The sequence below is a fragment of the Pantoea rwandensis genome, from assembly GCF_000759475.1.
Classification (GTDB): Bacteria; Pseudomonadota; Gammaproteobacteria; order Enterobacterales; family Enterobacteriaceae; genus Pantoea; species Pantoea rwandensis_B.
This window is the reverse complement of record NZ_CP009454.1, coordinates 341,982-364,265: the sequence shown is the minus strand read 5'-3', so window position 1 is coordinate 364,265 and position 22,284 is coordinate 341,982. Positions and strand designations below refer to the sequence as shown.

17 protein-coding genes are annotated in these 22,284 nt (G+C 54.6%); 12 read left to right on the top strand and 5 right to left on the bottom strand.

Features of this window, described 5'->3' with window-relative positions; genetic code table 11:
- The first annotated feature begins 144 nt into the window (after positions 1-144).
- Positions 145-1,425, top strand: a complete 1,281-nt coding sequence (locus LH22_RS01595) for a dicarboxylate/amino acid:cation symporter (RefSeq protein ID WP_038643822.1) — start codon at positions 145-147, stop codon at positions 1,423-1,425.
- 245 nt (positions 1,426-1,670) lie between these two features.
- Entirely contained in the window at positions 1,671-3,185 is a 1,515-nt protein-coding gene (locus LH22_RS01590; RefSeq protein ID WP_038643821.1) for a M16 family metallopeptidase, read from the top strand.
- Between the two features lie 280 nt (positions 3,186-3,465).
- Here LH22_RS01590 and LH22_RS01585 read toward each other — a convergent pair whose 3' ends face one another.
- Both LH22_RS01585 and LH22_RS01580 read right to left on the bottom strand, forming a co-directional pair.
- Positions 3,466-4,338 (bottom strand): alpha/beta hydrolase, encoded by an 873-nt coding sequence (locus LH22_RS01585; protein ID WP_038643820.1) that lies wholly within the window; start codon positions 4,336-4,338, stop codon positions 3,466-3,468.
- Positions 4,339-4,760: 422 nt separating this feature from the next.
- A complete protein-coding gene (locus LH22_RS01580) occupies positions 4,761-5,693 on the bottom strand; it encodes a sugar kinase (protein WP_038643819.1) in 933 nt (310 codons plus the stop codon).
- 284 nt (positions 5,694-5,977) lie between these two features.
- On the opposite strand from LH22_RS01580, the gene pdeH reads away from it, so the two are divergent.
- Together pdeH and LH22_RS01570 are read left to right on the top strand one after the other, a co-directional pair.
- Positions 5,978-6,751 (top strand): cyclic-guanylate-specific phosphodiesterase, encoded by a 774-nt coding sequence (gene pdeH, locus LH22_RS01575; protein WP_038643818.1) that lies wholly within the window; start codon positions 5,978-5,980, stop codon positions 6,749-6,751.
- A gap of 61 nt (positions 6,752-6,812) precedes the next feature.
- Positions 6,813-8,873, top strand: coding sequence for an AsmA family protein (locus LH22_RS01570; protein ID WP_038643817.1), 2,061 nt, complete (start codon positions 6,813-6,815; stop codon positions 8,871-8,873).
- Here LH22_RS01570 and ppiC read toward each other — a convergent pair whose 3' ends face one another.
- Positions 8,874-9,155, bottom strand: a complete 282-nt coding sequence (gene ppiC, locus LH22_RS01565) for a peptidylprolyl isomerase PpiC (protein WP_034827827.1) — start codon at positions 9,153-9,155, stop codon at positions 8,874-8,876.
- Positions 9,156-9,351: 196 nt separating this feature from the next.
- On the opposite strand from ppiC, the gene rep reads away from it, so the two are divergent.
- Positions 9,352-11,373 (top strand): DNA helicase Rep, encoded by a 2,022-nt coding sequence (gene rep / locus LH22_RS01560; RefSeq protein WP_038643816.1) that lies wholly within the window; start codon positions 9,352-9,354, stop codon positions 11,371-11,373.
- Between the two features lie 158 nt (positions 11,374-11,531).
- Here rep and gppA read toward each other — a convergent pair whose 3' ends face one another.
- Both gppA and rhlB read right to left on the bottom strand, forming a co-directional pair.
- Positions 11,532-13,016, bottom strand: a complete 1,485-nt coding sequence (gppA, locus tag LH22_RS01555; protein WP_038643815.1) for a guanosine-5'-triphosphate,3'-diphosphate diphosphatase — start codon at positions 13,014-13,016, stop codon at positions 11,532-11,534.
- 7 nt (positions 13,017-13,023) lie between these two features.
- Complete coding sequence (gene rhlB / locus LH22_RS01550) at positions 13,024-14,319, bottom strand: ATP-dependent RNA helicase RhlB (protein WP_038643814.1); 1,296 nt, start codon at positions 14,317-14,319, stop codon at positions 13,024-13,026.
- A 116-nt stretch (positions 14,320-14,435) separates the two neighbouring features.
- Between rhlB and trxA the strand changes: the two genes are divergently transcribed.
- From trxA to rfbB, 7 genes are all read left to right on the top strand, one after another.
- Positions 14,436-14,768: a thioredoxin TrxA gene (gene trxA, locus LH22_RS01545; protein ID WP_003851963.1), complete on the top strand. Its 333-nt coding sequence runs from the start codon at positions 14,436-14,438 to the stop codon at positions 14,766-14,768.
- A gap of 343 nt (positions 14,769-15,111) precedes the next feature.
- Positions 15,112-16,371, top strand: coding sequence for a transcription termination factor Rho (gene rho, locus LH22_RS01540; RefSeq protein ID WP_034827837.1), 1,260 nt, complete (start codon positions 15,112-15,114; stop codon positions 16,369-16,371).
- Positions 16,372-16,649: 278 nt separating this feature from the next.
- A complete protein-coding gene (gene wecA, locus LH22_RS01535) occupies positions 16,650-17,726 on the top strand; it encodes a UDP-N-acetylglucosamine--undecaprenyl-phosphate N-acetylglucosaminephosphotransferase (RefSeq protein ID WP_038649742.1) in 1,077 nt (358 codons plus the stop codon).
- Positions 17,727-17,762: 36 nt separating this feature from the next.
- A complete protein-coding gene (gene wzzE / locus LH22_RS01530) occupies positions 17,763-18,812 on the top strand; it encodes an ECA polysaccharide chain length modulation protein (protein WP_038643813.1) in 1,050 nt (349 codons plus the stop codon).
- A gap of 11 nt (positions 18,813-18,823) precedes the next feature.
- Positions 18,824-19,948, top strand: a complete 1,125-nt coding sequence (gene wecB, locus LH22_RS01525; RefSeq protein WP_038643812.1) for a non-hydrolyzing UDP-N-acetylglucosamine 2-epimerase — start codon at positions 18,824-18,826, stop codon at positions 19,946-19,948.
- A 2-nt stretch (positions 19,949-19,950) separates the two neighbouring features.
- On the top strand, positions 19,951-21,210 hold the full coding sequence (wecC, locus tag LH22_RS01520; protein WP_038643811.1) for a UDP-N-acetyl-D-mannosamine dehydrogenase: 1,260 nt from the start codon (positions 19,951-19,953) through the stop codon (positions 21,208-21,210).
- Positions 21,207-22,283, top strand: coding sequence for a dTDP-glucose 4,6-dehydratase (rfbB, locus tag LH22_RS01515; protein ID WP_038643810.1), 1,077 nt, complete (start codon positions 21,207-21,209; stop codon positions 22,281-22,283). The genes wecC and rfbB overlap by 4 nt, the downstream gene beginning before the upstream one ends.
- The last annotated feature ends 1 nt before the right edge of the window (position 22,284 follow it).

Below are 22,284 nucleotides of genomic sequence, written 5' to 3'. Positions count from 1 at the left end.
TTGTAAGGAATGTAAGGGTATATTAATCCTGTTAATGGAGTGTTATTTTCCCGCAATCGGTAAGGTTTTTCGCTTCCAGGCGGCTTGCCGCATGCGTTCTCCATAATAACGGCGGTGAATTCCGTCTATACCTGGACACCTGTTATGAAACTGTTCAAAAGCCTCTACTTTCAGGTGCTGGTTGCCATCGGCATCGGCGTTCTGTTGGGCCATTACTATCCTGAGTTAGGCGCGCAAATGAAGCCGCTTGGCGATGGTTTCGTTAAGCTGATCAAGATGATCATCGCCCCCGTGATTTTCTGTACGGTGGTGACCGGTATTGCCGGCATGGAGAGCATGAAAGCAGTTGGACGGACTGGCGCAGTCGCGCTGCTCTACTTTGAAATTGTCAGCACCATCGCGCTGATTATTGGCCTGGTGGTGGTTAACGTGGTGCAGCCGGGTGCGGGCATGAACGTTGATCCCGCGACGTTGGATGCCAAAGCCGTGGCGGTTTACGCCCAGCAAGCACAGGATCAGGGCGTTATTGCCTTCTTGCTCGATATCATTCCGAGTAGCGTGATCGGTGCCTTTGCCAGCGGTAACATCTTGCAGGTGCTGTTGTTCGCCATCCTGTTTGGTTTCGCCCTGCATCGCTTGGGTAACGCCGGAACCGTGATGTTTAACGTCATTGAGAGCTTCTCGAAAGTGATCTTCGGCGTGATCAACATGATTATGCGCCTCGCGCCTATCGGTGCTTTCGGTGCCATGGCGTTTACCATCGGTAAATACGGCGTGGGCTCACTGGTGCAGCTCGGTCAGCTGATCATCTGCTTCTACATCACCTGCGTGCTGTTTGTGGTGGTGGTGTTAGGTTTGATTGCACGCTGGGCCGGCTTCAACATCTTCAAATTTGTTGCCTACATCAAAGAAGAGCTGCTGATCGTGCTGGGTACCTCTTCATCTGAATCTGCGCTGCCGCGTATGCTCGACAAGATGGAGAAGCTGGGTTGTAAGAAATCGGTGGTGGGTCTCGTTATTCCAACGGGTTACTCTTTTAACCTTGATGGCACCTCGATTTACCTGACCATGGCGGCGGTATTCATTGCCCAGGCCACCAATGCGCACATGGATATCTTCCACCAGATCACGTTGTTAGTGGTGTTGCTGCTCTCCTCAAAAGGCGCAGCGGGCGTGACCGGCAGTGGCTTTATCGTGCTGGCGGCCACCTTGTCTGCAGTCGGACATTTGCCGGTAGCAGGTCTGGCGCTGATTCTGGGTATCGACCGCTTTATGTCTGAAGCGCGTGCATTGACCAACCTGGTGGGTAACGGCGTGGCGACGGTTGTCGTGGCGAAGTGGGTCGGTCAGCTGGATGAGAAGCAGATGAAAGCGACGCTTTCTTCAGCGAAAAAGGTCAATAACGCCTCACAAACCAGCGTCTGATCGCCTATTTGCGTTAATTTCCCGAGAAATGCCCGCTGTCGCTTGCCCTGACAGCGGGCATTTGCATAATAAACCCCATTGATTTTTTTCCCGATTTTTTACCTCGTTGCGCGACATCCTGACCTTCCTGTGGTCAAAGAGTCTGTTCTTCATTAAACGTGGCGGCTAATGGCCGCGCCGGTCACCAAAGATGTGACCGCACATGTCGCGATAACGAGCGTTGATCTGTTTATGTAGGGGTTCACATGCAGGGCACCAGAATTCGACTTTTGGTTGGCGGATTAATCCTTGCGGCATCCGGCTTTGGCGCGCACGCCGAGACACTCCAGCCCGATCCCGCGTGGCAGGAAGGCAAACTGGACAATGGTTTTAGCTGGCAGTTACTCACCACGCCACAACGTCCAAGCGATCGTATTGAATTACGTCTGATTGTTAACACCGGTTCACTGGTGGAGAGCGCTCAGCAAACCGGTTTCAGCCATCTGATACCGCGTCTGGCAATGGTGCACAACACCGCGCTGGATACCAATCAGCAGCGTGCACTGTGGCAGCAAGCCATGGATCCGCAACGCCCGTTGCCGCCAGCGATCTCGTCGTACGATTACACCCAATACAACCTGAGCTTGCCTAACAACCGCCCGGAGCTGCTGAAAGAAGCGCTGAACTGGCTGGCGGCAACCGCAGGGAAAATGACCATCAATGAGCAGGTGGTATCAACCGCGCTGACCGCGACCGATCCCATCGCCACCTGGCCGCCAAATACCCAGGATGTCTGGTGGCGTTACCGTCTCAAGGGTTCCGCGATGCTGGCGCACGATCCGGGCGAACAGCCGCGCGCGCCGGTCGATATTGCACAGCTCAACAGCTTCTATCAGCAGTGGTACACGCCGGATGGCATGACCCTGTATGTGGTGGGCAACGTTGACAGCCGCAGCATGGCAGAACAAATCAACAAAACCTTCTCCGTGCTGAAGGGTAAACGGGTGGCGCCCGCAGCGCTGCCTACGCTGTCTCCTTTGCCACATCAGCCCGTCAACCTGGTCAATGGCGGGATGAGTCAGGATCGCCTGTCGCTGGTCTGGGATACGCCGTGGCAACCGATTCGTGACTCGCAAAACTTACAGCACTATTGGCAGAGTGATTTGGCGCGTGAAGCGCTGTTCTGGCATGTGCAACGCGCACTGGCGGACAGCAAAGCACAGAGCGTGCAGGTGGGCTTTGATTGCCGCGTGCTGTACCAGCGTGCGCAGTGTTCCATCAACATGGACAGCCCGAACGCATCGCTGGCGCAGAACATGAACCAGGTGGCGAAAGAACTGGCGGCAGTGCGAGATAAAGGTTTACCGCAGGATGAGTTCGATGCGCTGATGGCGCAGAAGCTGCTGGAACTGAATAAGCTGTTCGCCACCTATGCGCGCACGGATACCGATATCTTGATGGGGCAGCGTCTGCGCTCGCAGCAGAATGCGGTGGTGGATATTGCGCCGGAGCAGTATCAAAAGCTGCGTCAGGCGTTTCTCAGTGGGTTGACGCGTGATCAGCTGAATCAGGAATTGCGCCAGCAGCTGACGCAGGAACTGACGATGGTGCTGATTCAACCACAAGGTGAAGCTGAGACCAACGTGAAGATGCTGCAGGACGGCTGGGATAAAGTGATGAAGGTACCGGATGCTCCTGCAGCACCGGCGGCTTCTGATGAAGCTAAACCGGAAAGTAACGGCAGCGCGAGCGCGACCGACCCGGCTCAACCATCGTCATGACACAGGTTTTATCATTCATGGTCGAGTTATCGAGTCTTATAATTCATGGCACATGAGATCGCCAAAATAATTTGAGTGGCAGCACAAAAGCGCCTTGGGGTGCTTTTGAACAGCGCATCCATGCAGCCATCGTAGCTGCGTTTCAGGGCATGAATTATCCCCGAAATAATTTGAGCTGCAGCAAGGCGGCAAGTGTGTTCATCCCCAGGCGCTGACTTAAGCCAGTGACTGGGGCGAACGCGCGCGGCCAACGCCGCTGCAGTGCAAAGTATGAAGGGGATTAGGTCTTAGCGCGTAGCCATTCGGTGACCAGCATCGGCCAACTGGCGAGGGGCAGATCGTCGACGCCGCGAATGCCAAATCCATGGCCGCCTTTCTGATAAAAGTGAATTTCCACCGGCACCTTGTGTTCACGCAGGGCGCTGAAAAACACCATGCTGTTGTTCACCGAAACCGCTTCATCATCAGTAGCGTGAATCAGCAGCGTTGGCGGTGTCTGCGCATGTACGCGCGTTTCCATTGAATACGCATCAATCAACCTCTGATCCGGCCATGCGCCGAGCAGGCGAGTGCGCGAACTTTCGTGTGCCAAACCCTCGCGCATGCTGATCACTGGGTAGAGTAGCACCATGGCATCCGGGCGCGGCGAGAAGCTGTCGGCCTGATCCTGCACCGGATAAATTTTCTCACCAAAGCGCGTCCCCAGGCTGGCAGCCACATGCCCACCCGCTGAGAAGCCCATCATCACAATATATTTACCGTTCATGCCGCGCTGCGCACGATCGCGCAACACGCGCACCGCACGTTGTGCATCGGCCAGCGGGGCATCGGGACCTTCGTGGTGGCCATCGTAGGGCAGGCGATAAGTCATCACTGCCAGCGTATAACCCATCGATGTGAAGAACGTGGCGAGGGCACTGCCTTCACGGTCAATCAGCACTCGCTGATAGCCGCCGCCGGGCGCGACCAGCAGCGTAATGCCGTTGGAGGTTTCCGGGTGCCAGATCGCCATTTCAGGGCAACGCACGCCGGTCGCGGCGCGGTCATAGGGTTCGTACTCTTTGGCGAGATCGACGATTTGCGGCTGAGCGCGCGAATCACTCGCGCCTGGCGCATCACCGTGTGGCCAGATATTAATGATTTCTGTGTGCATAAATCAGTCCTGAGCGAGTCGTGTTGTCATTATTTTGTTCGCGGCCGGATTAACAGCGTCCTGCTGTTATTGATTAAAACATGGTCTGTTTTCGCGCTGGCGTCCAGCCGAAAACCCACCATTTCTGCAGTTTCGGACTATGCCTGGCGGCCCGATTTCTGTCCGTAATCTATTGAATTTAAATTGATATGGTAAGAGTTGCTAAACTGGCGAGGGCGGATATGAGCCAAAGATGGATCGCTGGCGAGGTTAGTTGAAATTCGCAGTGTAATGTCGTGGTTTAAGACAAATTATCCTGTGCATTGCGTAAGTCGTGATTATCAAATCAACAGCGGCAAAGTGAACGCCTGGCGCCAACAGATATCCAGCGGCGCCAGGCGTCGTGCCTGAAATAGCGCCGCTGGAAAATGCTGACAGGAGGGTTACTGCGGCATAGCGCTTAAAGGGATAATGGCTCCACGATGTTGGATCACCGTGCTGGCGGTGAGATGACCGCGCGCGGCCGCATCTTCTGCACTTCCTCCGGCTAAACGCACGGCCAGATAACCGGCGCTGAAAGAGTCGCCTGCGGCCGTGGTGTCGATCACCTTCTCTTTAGCCAGCTTGATGGCGGGCACTTCACGCAGCGGCTCATCGCCTATCGCCACTAAACAGGAATCGGCACCGCGTTTGATGGCAATCTCCTGCACACCGGCTTCGCGCGTGCGTGCAATCACTGCGTCCAGCGGCTGCTCACCCCACAGCAGGTGCTCATCATCCAGCGTCAGGAAGGCGATATCGGTATGATGCAGCATCTCGGCATAAGCCTGTTGCGCGCTAGATTTGTCTGCCCACAGACGTGGACGGTAATTGTTATCGAAAATGACCTTGCCACCGTTCTGGCGACAGGTGCTGAGCAGTGCCATCAGTTTCTCCCGGCTGGTGGCTGGCAGAATCGCCAGGCTTATACCGCTGAGATAGAGGTAATCGTAGTGGGCCAGCTGGGCGCAAATTGCGTCAGACTCTGGGCCATCCAGCCAGAAGCGTGCAGCGGCATCATTGCGCCAATACCAGAAGGTGCGTTCGCCGTGTTCGTCGGTTTCAATGAAGTAGAGGCCCGGCATTTTATTGTCGAGGCGCTGAATGAGCTGGGTGTGAACCTGCTCCTGCTGCCAGGCAGCGATCATCTGGTCACTGAAACTGTCTGTGCCCAGCGCGGTGACATAGTCCACCCGCAGCTGCTGGCTATCTGACTGGCGTGCCAGATAAACCGCTGTGTTTAGCGTGTCACCGCCAAAGCCACGTTTGATGTTCTCACCTTTTTCGGATAGCTCAATCATGCATTCGCCAATGATGGCAATGTTCTTCTGCGTCATGGTCTTCGGCCTGTAGTGAATTCTGCCCTCGAGTCTCGCGTCTGGTATGGCAGCTGTCAATGGTTTTTAAAACGACGTTTTAATTTAACTTAAGGTGCCTGAACCCTCTCTCCACGGCGATTTAACGGACAAAGCGCCGCTTGTTTTGCCGATTAAGCCTGAAACGCGCTGATACACTCAACTGCTCGTGAGGTGGCTGAGACCAATAAAGTTATCGTGTTACTCGCCGATACTTGCCGCTGAGAAACAATTTGCAGGCACCCACCACCTACCAGGAAAAAACCATGGTGATGAACAATTTAAGTCATCGGCTGCCTATTTCAATTGAACTGGAGCAACAACAGGAAACGCGTTTCTTCTGGCAGCAGTGCCAACGATTCTATACTTTCCAGCCGATTTACCAGGTCTCCGGCCGTTTACTGGCTATTGAATTACTGACTGCGGTGACACACCCCTCCGCACCAGAGAAAAGGTTGTCGCCCGAAACCTATTTTGATGCGCTGACTATCGCGCAGCGCCTTGATGTCGTCGAGGAACAGCTTGAGCTGTTATTACAGTGGTCACACTTTTTCAGTCAGCGTCAGCTGGTGGCCTCGGTGAATATTGATGGTCCGACGCTGTTGGCCATTGAGCAGCATGACGATATCCGCCAGTTGATTACGCAGCTCCCCTGGGTGCGTTTTGAACTCACGGAGCACCATGCATTGCCGCAGGAAGAGATGGTGGCGAAGATGCCTGAGCTGGGGCCGCTGTGGCTCGATGACTTTGGATCAGGCATGGCAAACTTCTCTGCGCTGACTGAGCTGCGCTATGACTACATTAAACTGTCGCGCGAACTGTTCATGCTGCTGCGCTCTACCGATGAAGGTCGCTCGCTGTTCTCCATGCTGCTGGCGTTGATCAATCGCTATTGCAACGGCGTTATTGTTGAAGGCGTGGAGACCGAAGAGGAGTGGCAGCAGGTGCGTAATTCGCCTGCGATGGCGGCACAAGGCTATTTCTTCTCGCGACCTGTTCCCTTCAGCACGCTGGAATCCCTGGCGCTCGAGCTTCCCTGATCCCGATCCGCAACGTCTCGACTACAGTTATGTGAGACGTTGAGGGCAAGGAGGAAGCAGAATGTCACGTACGGGAAAAGTCCTGAGTTGGGTGTTCGGGATTTTATTGTTGTTGGTTGTGGTGGTGGTGGTGATTATCGCCACGTTTGACTGGAACCGCCTGAAGCCAACCATCAACCAAAAAGTCTCCACTGAGTTAAACCGGCCTTTCGCCATTCGTGGCGATCTGGGTGTTGCCTGGGTGCGCAATCGCGAAGAACCCGGTTGGCGCAGTTGGGTGCCCTGGCCGCAGGTGCATGCCGATGACATTATGCTGGGCAATCCGCCGAATATTCCCGATGTCACCATGGTGCATTTGCAGCGCGTTGAAGCCACGCTTGCGCCGCTGGCGCTCCTGCATAAACAGGTTTATCTGCCATGGATTAAAATGCAGCTGCCCGATGCGCGGCTGGTGCAGACGGCGGATAAAAAGAATAACTGGACCTTTAACTTAGCCAGCAGCGAGAGCAGCGATGCCAATGCGCCGCCTTCTGCCTGGTCTTTCCGCCTCGATAATATTCTCTTCGATAAAGGCCAGATTCGTTATCGCGATGCCATCAATAAAGCCGATGTGACCGTCACCCTTAATCCACTGGGTAAACCGGTGCCTTACGCGCAGGTAGCGGGCGGTAACGACCAGCAGAAAGGCGCGGGCGATTTTGTCTTTGGCTGGCAGGCGGATGGAACCTACAACAATCAGAAACTGACTGGCGACGGTAAGATCGGCGGCATGCTCTCGTTGCGCAGCAAAACCACACCGTTCCCACTGCAGGTGGATGTGCGCAACGGCACCACGCGCGTGCGCGTTGACGGGACGTTGCAGGATCCTTTAAATCTCGGCGGGCTGGATGTGCGTCTGCGCTTTGCTGGCGATACGCTGGCGAATCTGTACGGTTTAACTGGCGTGCTGCTGCCTGATACGCCGCCGTACGAAACTGACGGCCATTTGATCGCGCGCTTCAATGAAGAGAAAGGGCCGCTGTTCCGCTACGAAAACTTCAATGGTCATATTGGCGATAGCGATATTCACGGTTCGCTGGCTTATCACCAGGTGAAACCGCGCCCAACGTTGACCGGAGAATTAACCTCGAACCAGTTGCGCATGGCGGATTTAGGCCCGCTGATTGGTGTGAATTCGGGCAAGGGCAGTGAGAAAACCCAGCAGGCCAAAGCCCAGCGCGGTGACGCTTCGACTCAACCGGCCGATCGCGTGCTGCCGCATGACAAGTTTGATACCAAAAGCTGGGACGTGATGGATGCGGATGTGAAATTCAGCGGAAAACGCATCGAACACAGCAGCAAGCTGCCGCTTAGCGACCTTTATACCCATCTGCAGTTGAAAAACGGTGACTTGCTGCTCGATCCGCTGCGCTTCGGCATGGCGGGCGGCAGTATCAACTCCACCATTCATCTGGAAGGGGATAAAAGCCCGATGCGCGGTCGCGCGGATTTGCATGCGCGTAAGCTGCAACTGCGTCAACTGTTCCCGAATGTCACGGCGATGCAGCGCAGCCTGGGTCAGTTAAACGGCGATGCCAGCCTGAGCGGTACCGGCAACTCGGTAGCGGATATTCTGGGGACCAGCAACGGTGAACTGAAACTGCTGATGAATGATGGATTGATCAGCCGTAGTCTGATGGAAATTGCCGGCCTGAATGTCGGTAACTATGTGGTCGGCAAACTGTTTGGCGATGATGAGGTGCGCATCAACTGTGCCGCCACCGACCTCACTATCCGTCAGGGTCTCGCCACGCCGAAAGTGTTTGTGCTGGATACGGAGAATGCGGTGATTAATGTCACCGGCAACGTTAACTTTGCCAATGAAGGGCTGGATTTATCTATTAATCCAGAGAGCAAAGGCATTCGTATCATCACCTTGCGTTCGCCGCTGTATGTGCGTGGCACCTTCAAAAATCCGGATGCCGGCGTGAAAGCCGGGCCGCTGATCGCACGTGGCGCCGCCGCAGTAGCGCTGGGCGCGGTGGTGGCACCGGCCGCAGCCCTGCTGGCACTGATTTCACCCAGTGATACTGATGCCAATCAGTGCAGTAATGTGCTGCAGCAGATGAAAAGTAAAAAGTGATCAGTTACGCCACAGCACTTTGATGATGTGATACCCAAAGGCGGTTTTCACCGGCCCGTAAGGCTGCAGCAGCGGGCAGGAGAACACCGCCTTATCAAAGGCGGGCACCATCTGGCCTTTGCGGAATTCGCCCAGATCGCCACCGTTACGCCCTGATGGGCAGGTGGAGTGTTTTTTTGCCAGCTGCTGGAAGTTTGCGCCCTTTTCCAGCTGGGCCAGCAGGGATTTGGCCTGCGCTTCATCCTTGACGAGGATGTGCAAAGCTGCCGCGGTTTTCGCCATGTTGGTGTCTCTGTATGTATGTATAATGTTCGGCGCATTATATCCCCGTCCTACTTCAAATTGCAGGTGCGTTGGCTGCGTATGCTTGATACGGTGACTGATTGAGTCAGTTTCCGGGAGTCGCTCACCTGTCCATATTCCTGCCATGCGAAATCGTCAGGGGATCTCCTTTTCATTAGTTGAGTGATATTCCGTTATGCGTTTAAACCCCGGCCAACAACGTGCTGTCGAATTTGTCACCGGTCCCTGCCTGGTGCTGGCCGGTGCAGGCTCGGGTAAGACCCGCGTCATCACCAATAAAATCGCCCACCTGATCCGCGAGTGTGGCTATCAGGCGCGCCATATCGCTGCAGTCACCTTCACCAATAAAGCCTCGCGCGAGATGAAAGAGCGTGTCGCGCAAACGCTCGGACGCAAAGAGGCGCGAGGCCTGATGATCTCCACCTTCCACACATTGGGACTGGAGATCATTAAACGTGAATACAAAGCGTTAGGGATGAAAGCGAGCTTCTCATTGTTCGACGATCAGGATCAGCTGGCGCTGTTGAAAGACCTCACTAAACTGTGGCTGGAGGAAGACAAAACGCTGTTGCAGCAGCTGATTTCCACCATTTCCAACTGGAAGAATGACCTGGTCGATCCGCAGGGTGCGGCTGGCCTGGCCAAATCCCAGCGCGACCAGATTTTTGCCCACTGCTATCAGCTGTATGACCAGCATCTGAAATCCTGCAACGTACTGGACTTCGACGATTTGATTGCACTGCCGACGCTGTTGCTGCAACGCAATCAGGAAGTGCGCGAGCGTTGGCAGCAGCGTATTCGCTATTTATTGGTGGATGAGTATCAGGATACCAACACCAGCCAGTATGAGCTGGTGAAACTGCTGGTGGGCGCGCGGGCGCGTTTCACCGTGGTAGGTGATGATGACCAGTCAATTTACTCCTGGCGTGGCGCGCGGCCGCAAAACCTGGTGTTGCTGAAAGAGGACTTTCCGGCGCTGGAAGTGGTGAAACTGGAGCAGAACTATCGCTCAACCCAGCGCATTTTGAAGTCAGCTAACATCCTGATTGCCAATAATCCGCATGTGTTTGAGAAGCGCCTGTTCTCTGAGCTGGGCGAGGGCAGCGAGCTGAAGGTGCTGAGTGCCAACAATGAAGATCATGAGGCCGAGAGGGTGGCCGGTGAGTTAATTGCCCACCACTTCGTCAACAAAACCGCCTACAAAGATTATGCGATTCTCTATCGCGGCAACCACCAGTCGCGCGTCTTTGAAAAGCAGCTGATGCAAAACCGTATCCCCTATCGTATTTCTGGCGGCACCTCGTTTTTCTCGCGCCCGGAAATCAAAGATTTGCTGGCCTATCTGCGCGTGCTGACCAATCAGGAAGACGACAGTGCCTTCCTGCGTATCGTCAATACTCCGCGTCGTGAGATTGGCCCCGCCACGCTGCAGAAGCTGGGTGAATGGGCCAACCTGCGCAATAAAAGTCTGTTCAATGCCAGCTTCGATATGGGACTGGAACAGACGCTGAGCGGGCGCGGACTGGAGCATCTGCAGCGTTTTACTCAATGGCTGAATGAGATTATCCAGCTGACAGAACGCGAACCGGTGAATGCGGTACGCGATCTGATTCGCGGTGTCGATTATGAAAGCTGGTTGTTTGAGACCTCGCCAAGCCCCAAAGCCGCCGAGATGCGCATGAAAAACGTCAACACGCTGTTCCAGTGGATGACGGAGATGCTGGAGGGCGATGAGCTGAATGAGCCGATGACGTTGGCGCAGGTGGTGACGCGCTTCACGCTGCGCGACATGATGGAACGCGGTGAGAGCGATGAGGAGAGCGACCAGGTACAGCTGATGACCTTGCACGCCTCCAAAGGGTTGGAGTTCCCGTATGTTTATCTGGTCGGTATGGAAGAGGGGTTGTTACCGCATCAGAGCAGCATTGATGAGAACAACATCGAAGAGGAACGCCGTCTGGCCTATGTGGGCATTACCCGCGCGCAAAAAGAGCTGACCTTTACCTTGTGTCGTGAACGTCGTCAGTATGGTGAACTGGTCCGCCCGGAACCGAGCCGCTTCCTGATGGAGCTACCTCAGGATGATGTGGTGTGGGAGCGCGAGAAAAAAGTGATCAGCGCCGAGGAGCGGGTGAAAACCGGGCAGACGCGCGTCGCGGGTTTACGTGCGATGCTGGAGAATGCGAAGAAGGGGTAAATCCCCCGCCGTTCGTTCAGGCCAGGCCTCTGGCGAGAACCGTTGCGAGCGTAGCGGAGGCAAGGCGAAAAGTTCCCGGCAAAGCGGCGTTTACATGCCGTAAATGAGCATTTGGCGGGAGCTTTTCAACGCAGCATCAGCAAGCGCAGCAGCTTTGATCAAGAGATAGTCAGCAACCAGTGCACATAAGACTGGTAATGACTCTCTTGCTCCAGCAACTCGGCACGCAGCGGATGCGCGTCCAGCCAGCCTGCGGGGAGTGTCAGGTGCAGCGCATCATCATCCGCCTGTAAACGTACCGCAGGCAGCGTGTCATCACGACGTCGGCTAGAGAAGATTAGCGCCAGACGCAGTAAACGGCTTAAGCGTTCCGCCATACGTGGTGGCACAGCGTTCTGCTGCGTCAGTAAAGCGAGATCGATACTGCCACTCTGATTCTGCAGCAGGCAGGCGAGCATTTTTTTCTGTGCAGGTGTAAAGCCGGGAAGATCGAGATGGCGAATCAGGTAAGCGGCGTGCTGCGGTGCCTGGCGGAAATCAACGCTCAGGCCAATTTCGTGAATCGAACAGGCGCTCAGTAGCAGATCGCGACATCGGTTATCCAGCTTCCAGGCCGTGCTCACCTGGCGGAAAAAGCTTTCAGCCAGCTGACGCACGCGGCTTGCCTGCTCCACATCGATAGAGAAGCGGCGCTGGACGTTTTGCAACGTGCGGCTACGAATGTCGCGGTCAATCGGCAGATGCAGCATGCCGTACACCAACCCCTCACGTAGTGCGCCACCGGCCAGCGTCATGCTGTCGATGCTAAGTTCATGGAAGATAGCGATAAGAATCGACAGGCCGCTGGGAAACACCAGCGCGCGCTCGAGTGTCAATCCTTCGATTTCCAGCTCTTCCAGCTTGCCGCACTGAATCGCCCGCTGTTTTAGCTGCTGCAGCTTGCTCAGGGTGATGCGTTCATCCATGCCCTGCGCAACCATAATTTCCTGCAATGCCTGCACGGTGCCTGAAGCGCCGACGCAGATCTGCCAGCCTTTTTCGCGCAGTGCAGCCGCGACCGGACGAATCATGTCGCGGGCCGCTAATTCAGCCTGTTCGAAATTTTCTTTCGCCAGGTGACGATCGCCAAAGTAGCGTTCCAGCCAGGTGACGCAACCCATCGACAAACTAAACAACGTGGTCGCGTGCGAACCCTCGCCGGTGACCAGCTCGGTGCTGCCGCCGCCGATATCCACCACCAGGCGCTGATCGGAACCCCCAGTGGTATGAGCAACACCTTGATAAATCAGGCGTGCTTCTTCCTCGCCGCTGATGACATTCACCGGGCAGCCAAGGATCTCTTCGGCGTGAGTCAGGAAGTCCTGGGCATTTTCAGCAATACGCAGCGTAGCCGTGGCGACCACGCGGATTTGCTCGGGGGGAATATCTTGCAGCTGTTCAGAGAAGAGTTTCAGACATTGCCAGCCACGCTGCATCGCCTCGGCGGAGAGGTGATTGGCTTTGTCCAGACCGGCAGCCAGACGCACCTTGCGCTTTATACGCGCAATGGTCTGAATACTGCCGGACACTTCGCGCACCACCAACATATGAAAGCTGTTAGAGCCTAAATCAATCGCAGCATAAAGTGACGATGCGCTCAGCATGGTGTGCTTAACTCGAACGTTTACGGTTGTTATTGCGCGGCGCGCCGCTACGACGGTTGCTGTTGTTCCCGCCACGGCGTGGGCCGTTTCCAGAACGGCTGCGCTGCAGACGTTTCGGCGGAGGCAGCTCACTCATCAGTGCTTCGCTGCTGTACTTACTCACCGGAATACCGTGACCAATGTACTCTTCAATCGCTGGCAGGTTGAGTGCGTATTCTTCGCACGCCAGGCTGATGGAGTGTCCGCTGGCACCCGCGCGGCCAGTACGACCGATGCGATGCACGTAGTCTTCACGGTCGTCAGGCAGATCGTAGTTGAACACGTGGGTCACGGCAGGAATGTGCAGACCTCGCGCCGCAACGTCGGTCGCGACCAGAATATCCACATCACCTTTGGTGAAGTCATCCAGAATACGCAGACGTTTTTTCTGTGCCACATCGCCCGTCAGCAGACCTACACGGTGACCGTCCGCGGCCAGATGGCCCCAGATATCTTCACAGCGGTGTTTGGTGTTGGCGAAGATGATGGCGCGGTCGGGCCACTCTTCTTCGATCAAGGTTTGCAGCAGACGCATCTTCTCTTCATTCGAAGGGTAGAAAAGTTCTTCTTTGATGCGGTGGCCGGTTTTCTGCTCCGGTTCCACTTCCACGTATTCAGCGTTATTCATATGTTCAAACGCCAGTTCACGTACGCGGTAAGAGAGGGTAGCCGAGAACAACATGCTCAGACGCTGGGTGGCCGGCGGCATGCGGCGGAACAACCAACGGATATCTTTAATAAAGCCAAGATCGAACATGCGATCCGCTTCATCCAGAACCACGACCTGAATGGCGCCGAGGTTGATGTGATTTTGTTTCGCATAGTCGATGAGGCGACCGGTGGTGCCCACCAGGATATCGACGCCATCGGCCAACACTTTTAGCTGTTTGTCGTAGCCGTCACCGCCATAAGCCAGACCCAGTTTCAGACCCGTGACTTTCGACAGCGGCTCTGCATCGGCATGGATCTGCACAGCAAGTTCACGCGTCGGGGCCATGATCAGCGCACGCGGCTGATTAATCTGGCGGCCTTCAGCGGCTGGATGAGAAAGAAGATGATGAAACGTTGACGTCAGGAACGCCATCGTTTTGCCGGTACCGGTTTGCGCCTGACCCGCAACATCACGCCCTGAAAGCGCAAAAGGCAGTGCCAACGCCTGAATAGGCGTGCAGTTAGAAAAGCCTTTGGTATCAAGGGCTTCAACCACCTGTGGGTGCAGGGCGAAGTCGGAAAACTTCTGTTCAGTTAAGTGTGTTTTGCTCATAGTGTGGTAGAATATCAGCTTACTAGCGCTTTACGAAAGCGTATCCGATGAAATAAAGTCAACCTACGTTGGTATATTTTACGCCAATTCGCCAGGCACAATCTTTGGAGTTAAACATGAGCAGCGATAAAATCGTTCACTTGACCGATGACAGTTTCGACACTGACGTGCTGAAAGCCGACGGTGTCACTCTGGTAGATTTCTGGGCTGAATGGTGTGGTCCTTGCAAAATGATCGCCCCAATTCTCGACGAAGTCGCAGAAGAGTACGACGGTAAGCTTACCATCGCCAAGTTGAACATTGATGACAACCCGGGCACTGCGCCTAAATATGGCATTCGTGGTATCCCGACACTGCTGCTGTTCAAGAACGGTGAAGTGGCTGCGACCAAAGTAGGCGCCTTGTCTAAAGGTCAGCTGAAAGAGTTCCTGAACGCTAACCTGGCCTAAGCCCGGCGCGGTGTTGTTCCGCAGTGGTGAATTTTTTCGCCACTGCTGGACGTCTCCATTCAGGCGTGTTAAGTTGACCTCACTGCATTACGCACTTACCTTGTAGTTTGCATCTAAAGTTTTCCCTTGTCAGACCCTGCTCGCATTGAACGTTATCGTGGTTTGGCAATCTGATGACTAGCACATTCGGCATCACCTTTCGACCATCTCTTCGTTTCCTATCGCCACATCAGACGATAATCGTCGAGCAGAGTTGAAAAAGAGCCATTAACGGCATGGAATTTTTGCCATACCACCCACGACAATCATTTCGAGAATTACCCCGAGTTTAAGAACCCTCACTATGAATCTTACCGAATTAAAGAACACGCCGGTTTCTGAGCTGATTACCCTCGGCGAAAATATGGGTCTGGAAAACCAGGCACGTATGCGTAAACAGGATATTATTTTCTCTATCCTTAAACAGCATGCGAAAAGTGGCGAAGACATCTTTGGTGATGGTGTGCTGGAGATATTGCAGGACGGATTTGGTTTCCTCCGCTCTGGAGACAGCTCCTACCTCGCCGGTCCCGATGATATCTACGTTTCTCCCAGCCAAATCCGCCGCTTCAACCTCCGCACTGGTGACACCATTTCTGGTAAAATTCGCCCGCCAAAAGAGGGTGAACGTTACTTTGCGCTGTTGAAAGTTAACGAAGTTAACTACGACAAGCCGGAAAACGCGCGTAATAAGATTCTGTTCGAAAACCTCACGCCACTGCACGCAAACAATCGTCTGCGTATGGAGCGCGGTAATGGCTCAACCGAAGATTTGACCGCTCGCGTACTGGATCTGGCATCGCCGATTGGTCGCGGTCAGCGTGGTCTGATCGTGGCACCACCGAAAGCCGGTAAAACCATGCTGCTGCAGAACATCGCACAGAGCATTGCGTACAACTATCCGGATTGCGTGCTGATGGTGCTGCTGATTGACGAGCGTCCGGAAGAAGTGACCGAGATGCAGCGTCTGGTGAAAGGCGAAGTCATCGCATCCACCTTCGACGAACCGGCTTCACGCCACGTTCAGGTCGCTGAGATGGTGATCGAGAAGGCTAAGCGCCTGGTCGAGCACAAGAAAGACGTTATTATCCTGCTTGACTCCATCACCCGTCTGGCGCGTGCTTACAACACCGTGGTACCGGCTTCCGGTAAAGTATTGACCGGTGGTGTGGACGCCAACGCCCTGCATCGTCCGAAGCGTTTCTTCGGTGCAGCACGTAACGTGGAAGAGGGCGGCAGCCTGACCATCATCGCGACTGCGCTGGTTGATACCGGTTCGAAGATGGACGAAGTGATTTACGAAGAATTTAAAGGTACAGGTAACATGGAACTGCACCTGTCGCGTAAAATTGCTGAAAAACGCGTATTCCCAGCGATCGATTACAACCGCTCCGGTACCCGTAAAGAAGAACTCCTCACCACGCAGGAAGAGCTGCAGAAAATGTGGATCCTGCGCAAAATCATCCATCCAATGGGTGAAATTGATGCGATGGAGTTCCTCATCAATAAGCTGGCGATGACCAAAACCAACGACGAATTCTTCGATATGATGAAGCGTTCGTAAGTTGGCGAAATTGAATCGCTAAGCGAAGCGATTCTTTCGCACAATTTGCCAGGATTTATTGCTAACGCCACGTCTTAACGTGGCGTTTTTTTTTTATGGGCATTAGGATTAGCCCAGTCAGGAAGAAATATAATGATTGTGCCAGAAATGTGCTGATTTTTTCAGCAATAAGATTTTTCCCGGGCAGAATTCGGACAAGGGATATACGGCAATGGCAAGAATCTTGCTTATTGTTGTCGATGATTTTAGCTGAGAGCGTTAACGTGAATTTACTCACTATGAGTACTGAGCTTGGTTTTGTTTTTCTGTTTACTTTAGTGTTCCTATTTTTTGCCCGTAAAGCCGCTAAAAAAATTGGGCTGGTAGACACACCTAATTTAAGAAAACGACACCATGGCGCCATTCCGTTAGTGGGTGGAATCTCCGTATATGCGGGGATCTGCTTTGCTTTCGCTATTTCAGATTATTATTTGCCTCACGCGGCACTTTTCCTCTGCTGCGCAGGGGTGCTGGTGCTGGTGGGTGCACTGGACGATCGGTTCGATATCAGCGTTAAAATCCGCGCATTAGTACAAGCGGCGGTGGCCATCGTGATGATGGTCGGCGCAAAACTGTATCTGCTGAGCCTCGGATTTATCATTGGTCCGGTGGAATTGGTTGTTGGGCCATTTGGCTACGTACTTACACTGTTCGCCGTTTGGGCGGCCATTAACGCCTTTAACATGGTCGATGGTATTGATGGCCTGTTGGGTGGATTGGCCAGTGTGACCTTCGCCGCCATGGGCATCATCCTCTATTTCGACGGTCAGACCAGCCTCGCTATGTGGTGTTTTGCCATGATTGCCGCCACCATCCCCTACATTTTGCTTAACCTGGGTCTGATTGGTCGCCGCTACAAGGTCTTTATGGGCGATGCCGGCAGCACCATGATTGGCTTCACCATTATCTGGATCCTGCTGGAAACCACCCAGGGTTTGAGCCATCCGATTACGCCGGTCACGGCACTCTGGCTGATTGCCATTCCGCTGATGGACATGGTGGCGATTATGTATCGCCGCCTGCGTAAGGGGATGAGTCCGTTCTCAGCTGACCGCCAGCATATTCACCATTTGATCATGCGTGCCGGCTTCACCTCCCGCCAGGCCTTTGTACTGATCACCGTGGCTGCTGCGCTTTTAGCCGGTATCGGCGTGCTGGGCGAGTACCTTGCTTTCATCCCCGAGTGGGTGATGCTGGTGTTATTCCTGATGGCGTTTTTCCTTTACGGCTACTGCCTGAAACACGCGTGGCGTGTGGCGCGCAAAATCCGTCGCATTAAACGCCGCTGGCAAAGCAGTGGCGAAGATAAAAAATAAGTTACCCCGATCAGTACCCTGATAAGGACTTTTGTTATGACCTCTGTCGTTGTGGAGAACGAACTGGATGTGCGCGGCCTGGGCTGCACGCTTTGGCGCGGTAAGCGTTGGATTATCGGCTTTGCGCTGCTGTTTGCCTTACTGGCATGGCTTGCCTCGATGCTGATGAAACAGGCATGGAGCACCACCGCGACGACCGATCGCCCGACGGTGAATATGCTGGGTGACTTCTTCGTGCAGCAGCAATTCCTTAATAACCTTGATGTGCGTAACAACACGCTCAATCTCAACACGCCCGCACCCACCGTGATGGATGAGGTCTATCAGGAGTTCACCATGCAACTGGCCTCCTGGGACACGCGCCGTGATTTCTGGCAGCAGACCGATTACTTCAAAAGCCGCAAAAGTGGCAATACACACAACGATGCGGCTTTGCTGGACGATTTGATTACCAATATTCAGTTCACACCAGCGGATGCGGCGCATAACACACTGGATAACATTAAGCTGATTGCCGAAACCGCTGGCGACGCGAATAACCTGCTGCGCCAATATATCGCCTATGCCAGCGAGCGTGCCGCACGCCATCTGAATGCGGAACTAAAAGGCGCATGGCAGGCGCGCAGTGCGCAGTTGCAAGCGCAGGTGACTCGCCAGCAGGAAGTGGCACAAGCGGTGTTTGATCGCCAGCGCCAACGTATTGAACAAGCTTTAAAGGTGGCGAGCCAGCAGGGCATCCAGGAAAACCGTGCACCGGCCATCGGCGAAGCGCTGCCTGACAGCGATCGCTTCCTGCTTGGGCAGCAAATGTTGCAGGCTCAGCTCGATACATTGCAGGCCAGCGGGCCCGCTTACGATTTGAGCTATGATCAGAACAGAGCGATGCTGGGCACGTTGCAGGCAGGCGCGCAATTGGATAAGCCATTCCAGACATATCGCTATCTGCGTACGCCTGAAGAGCCGGTGTCGCGCGACAGTCCGCGCCGAGTGTTTATGATGATCATGTGGGGCGTCATTGGCGCGCTGGTGGGTGCAGGTGTGGCGCTGGTGCGCCGTCCTCGTCCAACGTCACCAACGAGCCATTAAAGAGAAGCCACGTGAAAGTTCTGACCGTATTTGGCACGCGTCCTGAGGCGATCAAAATGGCCCCGCTGGTGCAGGCATTGGCGCAGGACCCGTCGTTTGAATCACGCCTGTGCGTGACCGCGCAACACCGTGAAATGCTCGATCAGGTGCTGCGGCTGTTCAAGCTGCAGCCCGATTACGATCTCAATATTATGCGCCCGGAGCAGGGGCTGACGGAGATCACCAGCCGCATTTTGCAAGGAATGAAAACGGTGCTCGCCGATTTCCAACCCGATGTGGTGCTGGTGCACGGCGATACCACCACCACCTTTGCCGCGAGCTTAGCCGCCTTTTATCATCAGATCCCTGTGGGGCACGTCGAAGCAGGACTGCGTACGGGCAACCTGATGTCGCCCTGGCCGGAAGAGGCTAACCGCACCTTAACCGGTCATCTGGCGAGCTACCATTTCACTCCAACCGAGAGTTCGCGGCAGAATCTGCTGCGTGAAAATTTGCCGGATGACTGTATCGTTGTTACCGGCAATACGGTGATTGATGCGCTGCTATGGGTGCGCGATCGGGTGCTGGATGATGGCGACCTGAATGCGCGTCTGGCAGCGCGTTATCCGTTCCTTGATGCAGATAAAAAACTGATTCTGGTCACCGGCCATCGTCGTGAAAGCTTTGGCGGCGGTTTCGAACGCATTTGCAGCGCGCTGGCGCAGATTGCACGTCAGCATCCGCAGGCGCAAATCGTCTATCCGGTGCACCTCAATCCCAACGTCAGCGAGCCGGTCAATCGTATCCTGAGTGGGATCGAGAATATCATTTTGATTGAGCCACAGGAGTATTTGCCGTTTGTCTGGCTGATGAACCGTTCCTGGCTGATCCTCACCGATTCCGGAGGCATTCAGGAAGAAGCGCCATCGTTGGGTAAACCTGTTCTGGTCATGCGTGATACTACTGAGCGTCCGGAAGCGGTGGATGCGGGCACCGTAAAACTGGTCGGTACCGATATCAACCGGATTGTCGAAGAAGTCGGCCTGCTGCTGCAGGACGAGGAAGCCTGGCAGAGGATGAGTCGCGCGCACAATCCGTATGGCGATGGACAAGCCTGCGCGCGCATCCTGCAGGCATTGAAACAACACAGAGTATAATTATGCGTTTTGAAACCATTTCCGTTATCGGACTGGGCTACATTGGGCTGCCAACGGCAGCTGTTTTTGCCTCAAAGGGAAAAAAAGTGATCGGCGTGGATATCAATGTTCGCGCAGTCGAGACCATTAATCGCGGCGATATTCACATTGTTGAGCCGGAGCTGGGTGACGTGGTGCGCAACGCCGTTCAGGCAGGACATCTGCGCGCCACCACGCAAGCCGAAGCCGCGGATGCCTTCTTAATCGCCGTACCCACGCCGTTTATCGGCGATCATCAGCCGGATCTGAGCTACGTACAGGCGGCAGCATTGTCGATTGCACCGGTATTGAAAATCGGCGATTTGGTGATTCTTGAATCGACCTCACCGGTTGGCGCTACCGAGCAGATGGCCACCTGGCTGGCGGAGGCGCGTCCTGACCTGCGTTTCCCGCAGCACAGTGATGACTGTGACGTGTTTATCGCTTACTGCCCGGAGCGCGTACTGCCCGGCAAAGTGATGGTAGAACTGCTGGAAAATGACCGTGTGATTGGCGGCATGACGCCTGCGTGCTCAGCACGGGCCAGCGAACTGTATCGCATCTTCCTGCGCGGCGAATGTGTGGAAACCAACGCGCGTACTGCCGAGATGTGCAAACTCACGGAGAACAGCTTCCGCGATGTGAATATTGCGTTTGCCAATGAGCTATCGCTGATCTGTGCGGAGCAGAAGATCAACGTGTGGGAGTTGATTGCGCTGGCGAACCGCCATCCGCGCGTCAACATTCTGCAGCCCGGGCCGGGCGTCGGTGGGCACTGTATCGCTGTCGATCCCTGGTTTATCGTGGCGCAAAATCCGGAGCTGGCGCGGCTGATTCGCACCGCGCGGGAAGTGAATGATGCGAAACCGACGTGGGTGTTAGATCAGGTCAAACAGCAGTTGGCAGATTGCCTGACTGTCAGCGGAAAACGTGCTTCTGAGGTGACGATTGCCTGCTTCGGCCTGGCGTTTAAACCGAACATCGATGATTTACGTGAAAGCCCGGCGATGGCGGTGGCACACCTGATTGCCGAGTGGCACAGCGGCAGCACGCTGGTGGTTGAACCGCATGTGGCAGAAATTCCTGCGCGACTGGCAAATGAAGCAACACTGGTTTCCACTGAGGATGCGTTGCAGCAGGCGGATATCATCGTGATGCTGGTGGATCACACGCCGTTCCGCACGATCGATGCCAGCCAGATTACGCAGCCGTGGATTATCGATACTAAAGGTGTCTGGCGATGAAACAATTCCTCATCACGGGTGGTGCTGGCTTTATTGGTTCCGCACTGGTGCGCTTCCTGATTGAGCAAACAGACCATCAGGTGGTGGTGGTGGATAAACTCAGCTACGCTGGCAACTTAGCCTCTTTGGCTTCAGTACAGAATGATGCGCGCTATGCCTTTGAGCAGGTGGATATTTGCGACAGAGCCGAACTGGACCGCGTCATGGCCCAGTATCAACCGGATTGCATTATGCATCTGGCCGCAGAAAGCCATGTGGACCGTTCGATCGATGGGCCAATTGCGTTTGTCGAAACCAACATTGTGGGCACCTATCAGCTACTGGAAGCGGCTCGCCACTACTGGAATGGCATGGTGGATGAGCGTAAAAAAGGCTTCATCTTCCATCATATTTCCACTGACGAAGTGTTTGGCGATCTGCATGGCAGTGATGATTTCTTCACTGAAACCACGCCTTATGCGCCCAGCAGCCCTTATTCAGCGACGAAAGCCAGCAGCGATCATCTAGTGCGGGCCTGGTTACGCACCTACGGCTTGCCAATTATTGTCACCAACTGTTCGAATAATTATGGCCCGTGCCACTTCCCGGAAAAACTGATTCCGCTCACCATCATTAATGCTTTAGCCGGAAAACCGCTGCCGGTGTATGGCAATGGCAGTCAGATCCGCGATTGGCTGTATGTCGAAGACCACGCCAGAGCGCTTTACTGCGTGGTGAGCAGCGGCAAAGTCGGCGAAACCTATAATATTGGTGGTCACAACGAACGCCGTAATATTGAGGTGGTGGAAACCCTGTGTGATCTGCTGGACGAACTCGCACCGCAGCAGCGCGCGGCGCACCTCGCGTGCTATCGTGATCTGATTACCTTTGTCACCGATCGTCCCGGTCACGATCTGCGTTACGCCATTGACGCCAGCAAAATTGCGCGTGATTTAGGCTGGACGCCTCAGGAAACTTTCGAAAGTGGCATTCGCAAGACCGTGCAGTGGTATCTGGCAAATCCACAATGGTGGCAGGCGATTCTCAACGGCAGCTATCGTGGCGAGCGGTTGGGTTTAGCTACGCCGCACTGAG

Coding starts and splice junctions, on each gene's coding strand:
- LH22_RS01595 (WP_038643822.1), top strand. CDS start 145: ATGAAACTGTTCAAAAGCCTCTACTTTCAGGTGCTGGTTGCCATCGGC.
- LH22_RS01590 (WP_038643821.1), top strand. CDS start 1,671: ATGCAGGGCACCAGAATTCGACTTTTGGTTGGCGGATTAATCCTTGCG.
- LH22_RS01585 (WP_038643820.1), bottom strand. CDS start 4,338: ATGCACACAGAAATCATTAATATCTGGCCACACGGTGATGCGCCAGGC.
- LH22_RS01580 (WP_038643819.1), bottom strand. CDS start 5,693: ATGACGCAGAAGAACATTGCCATCATTGGCGAATGCATGATTGAGCTA.
- pdeH (WP_038643818.1), top strand. CDS start 5,978: ATGGTGATGAACAATTTAAGTCATCGGCTGCCTATTTCAATTGAACTG.
- LH22_RS01570 (WP_038643817.1), top strand. CDS start 6,813: ATGTCACGTACGGGAAAAGTCCTGAGTTGGGTGTTCGGGATTTTATTG.
- ppiC (WP_034827827.1), bottom strand. CDS start 9,155: ATGGCGAAAACCGCGGCAGCTTTGCACATCCTCGTCAAGGATGAAGCG.
- rep (WP_038643816.1), top strand. CDS start 9,352: ATGCGTTTAAACCCCGGCCAACAACGTGCTGTCGAATTTGTCACCGGT.
- gppA (WP_038643815.1), bottom strand. CDS start 13,016: ATGCTGAGCGCATCGTCACTTTATGCTGCGATTGATTTAGGCTCTAAC.
- rhlB (WP_038643814.1), bottom strand. CDS start 14,319: ATGAGCAAAACACACTTAACTGAACAGAAGTTTTCCGACTTCGCCCTG.
- trxA (WP_003851963.1), top strand. CDS start 14,436: ATGAGCAGCGATAAAATCGTTCACTTGACCGATGACAGTTTCGACACT.
- rho (WP_034827837.1), top strand. CDS start 15,112: ATGAATCTTACCGAATTAAAGAACACGCCGGTTTCTGAGCTGATTACC.
- wecA (WP_038649742.1), top strand. CDS start 16,650: ATGAGTACTGAGCTTGGTTTTGTTTTTCTGTTTACTTTAGTGTTCCTA.
- wzzE (WP_038643813.1), top strand. CDS start 17,763: ATGACCTCTGTCGTTGTGGAGAACGAACTGGATGTGCGCGGCCTGGGC.
- wecC (WP_038643811.1), top strand. CDS start 19,951: ATGCGTTTTGAAACCATTTCCGTTATCGGACTGGGCTACATTGGGCTG.
- rfbB (WP_038643810.1), top strand. CDS start 21,207: ATGAAACAATTCCTCATCACGGGTGGTGCTGGCTTTATTGGTTCCGCA.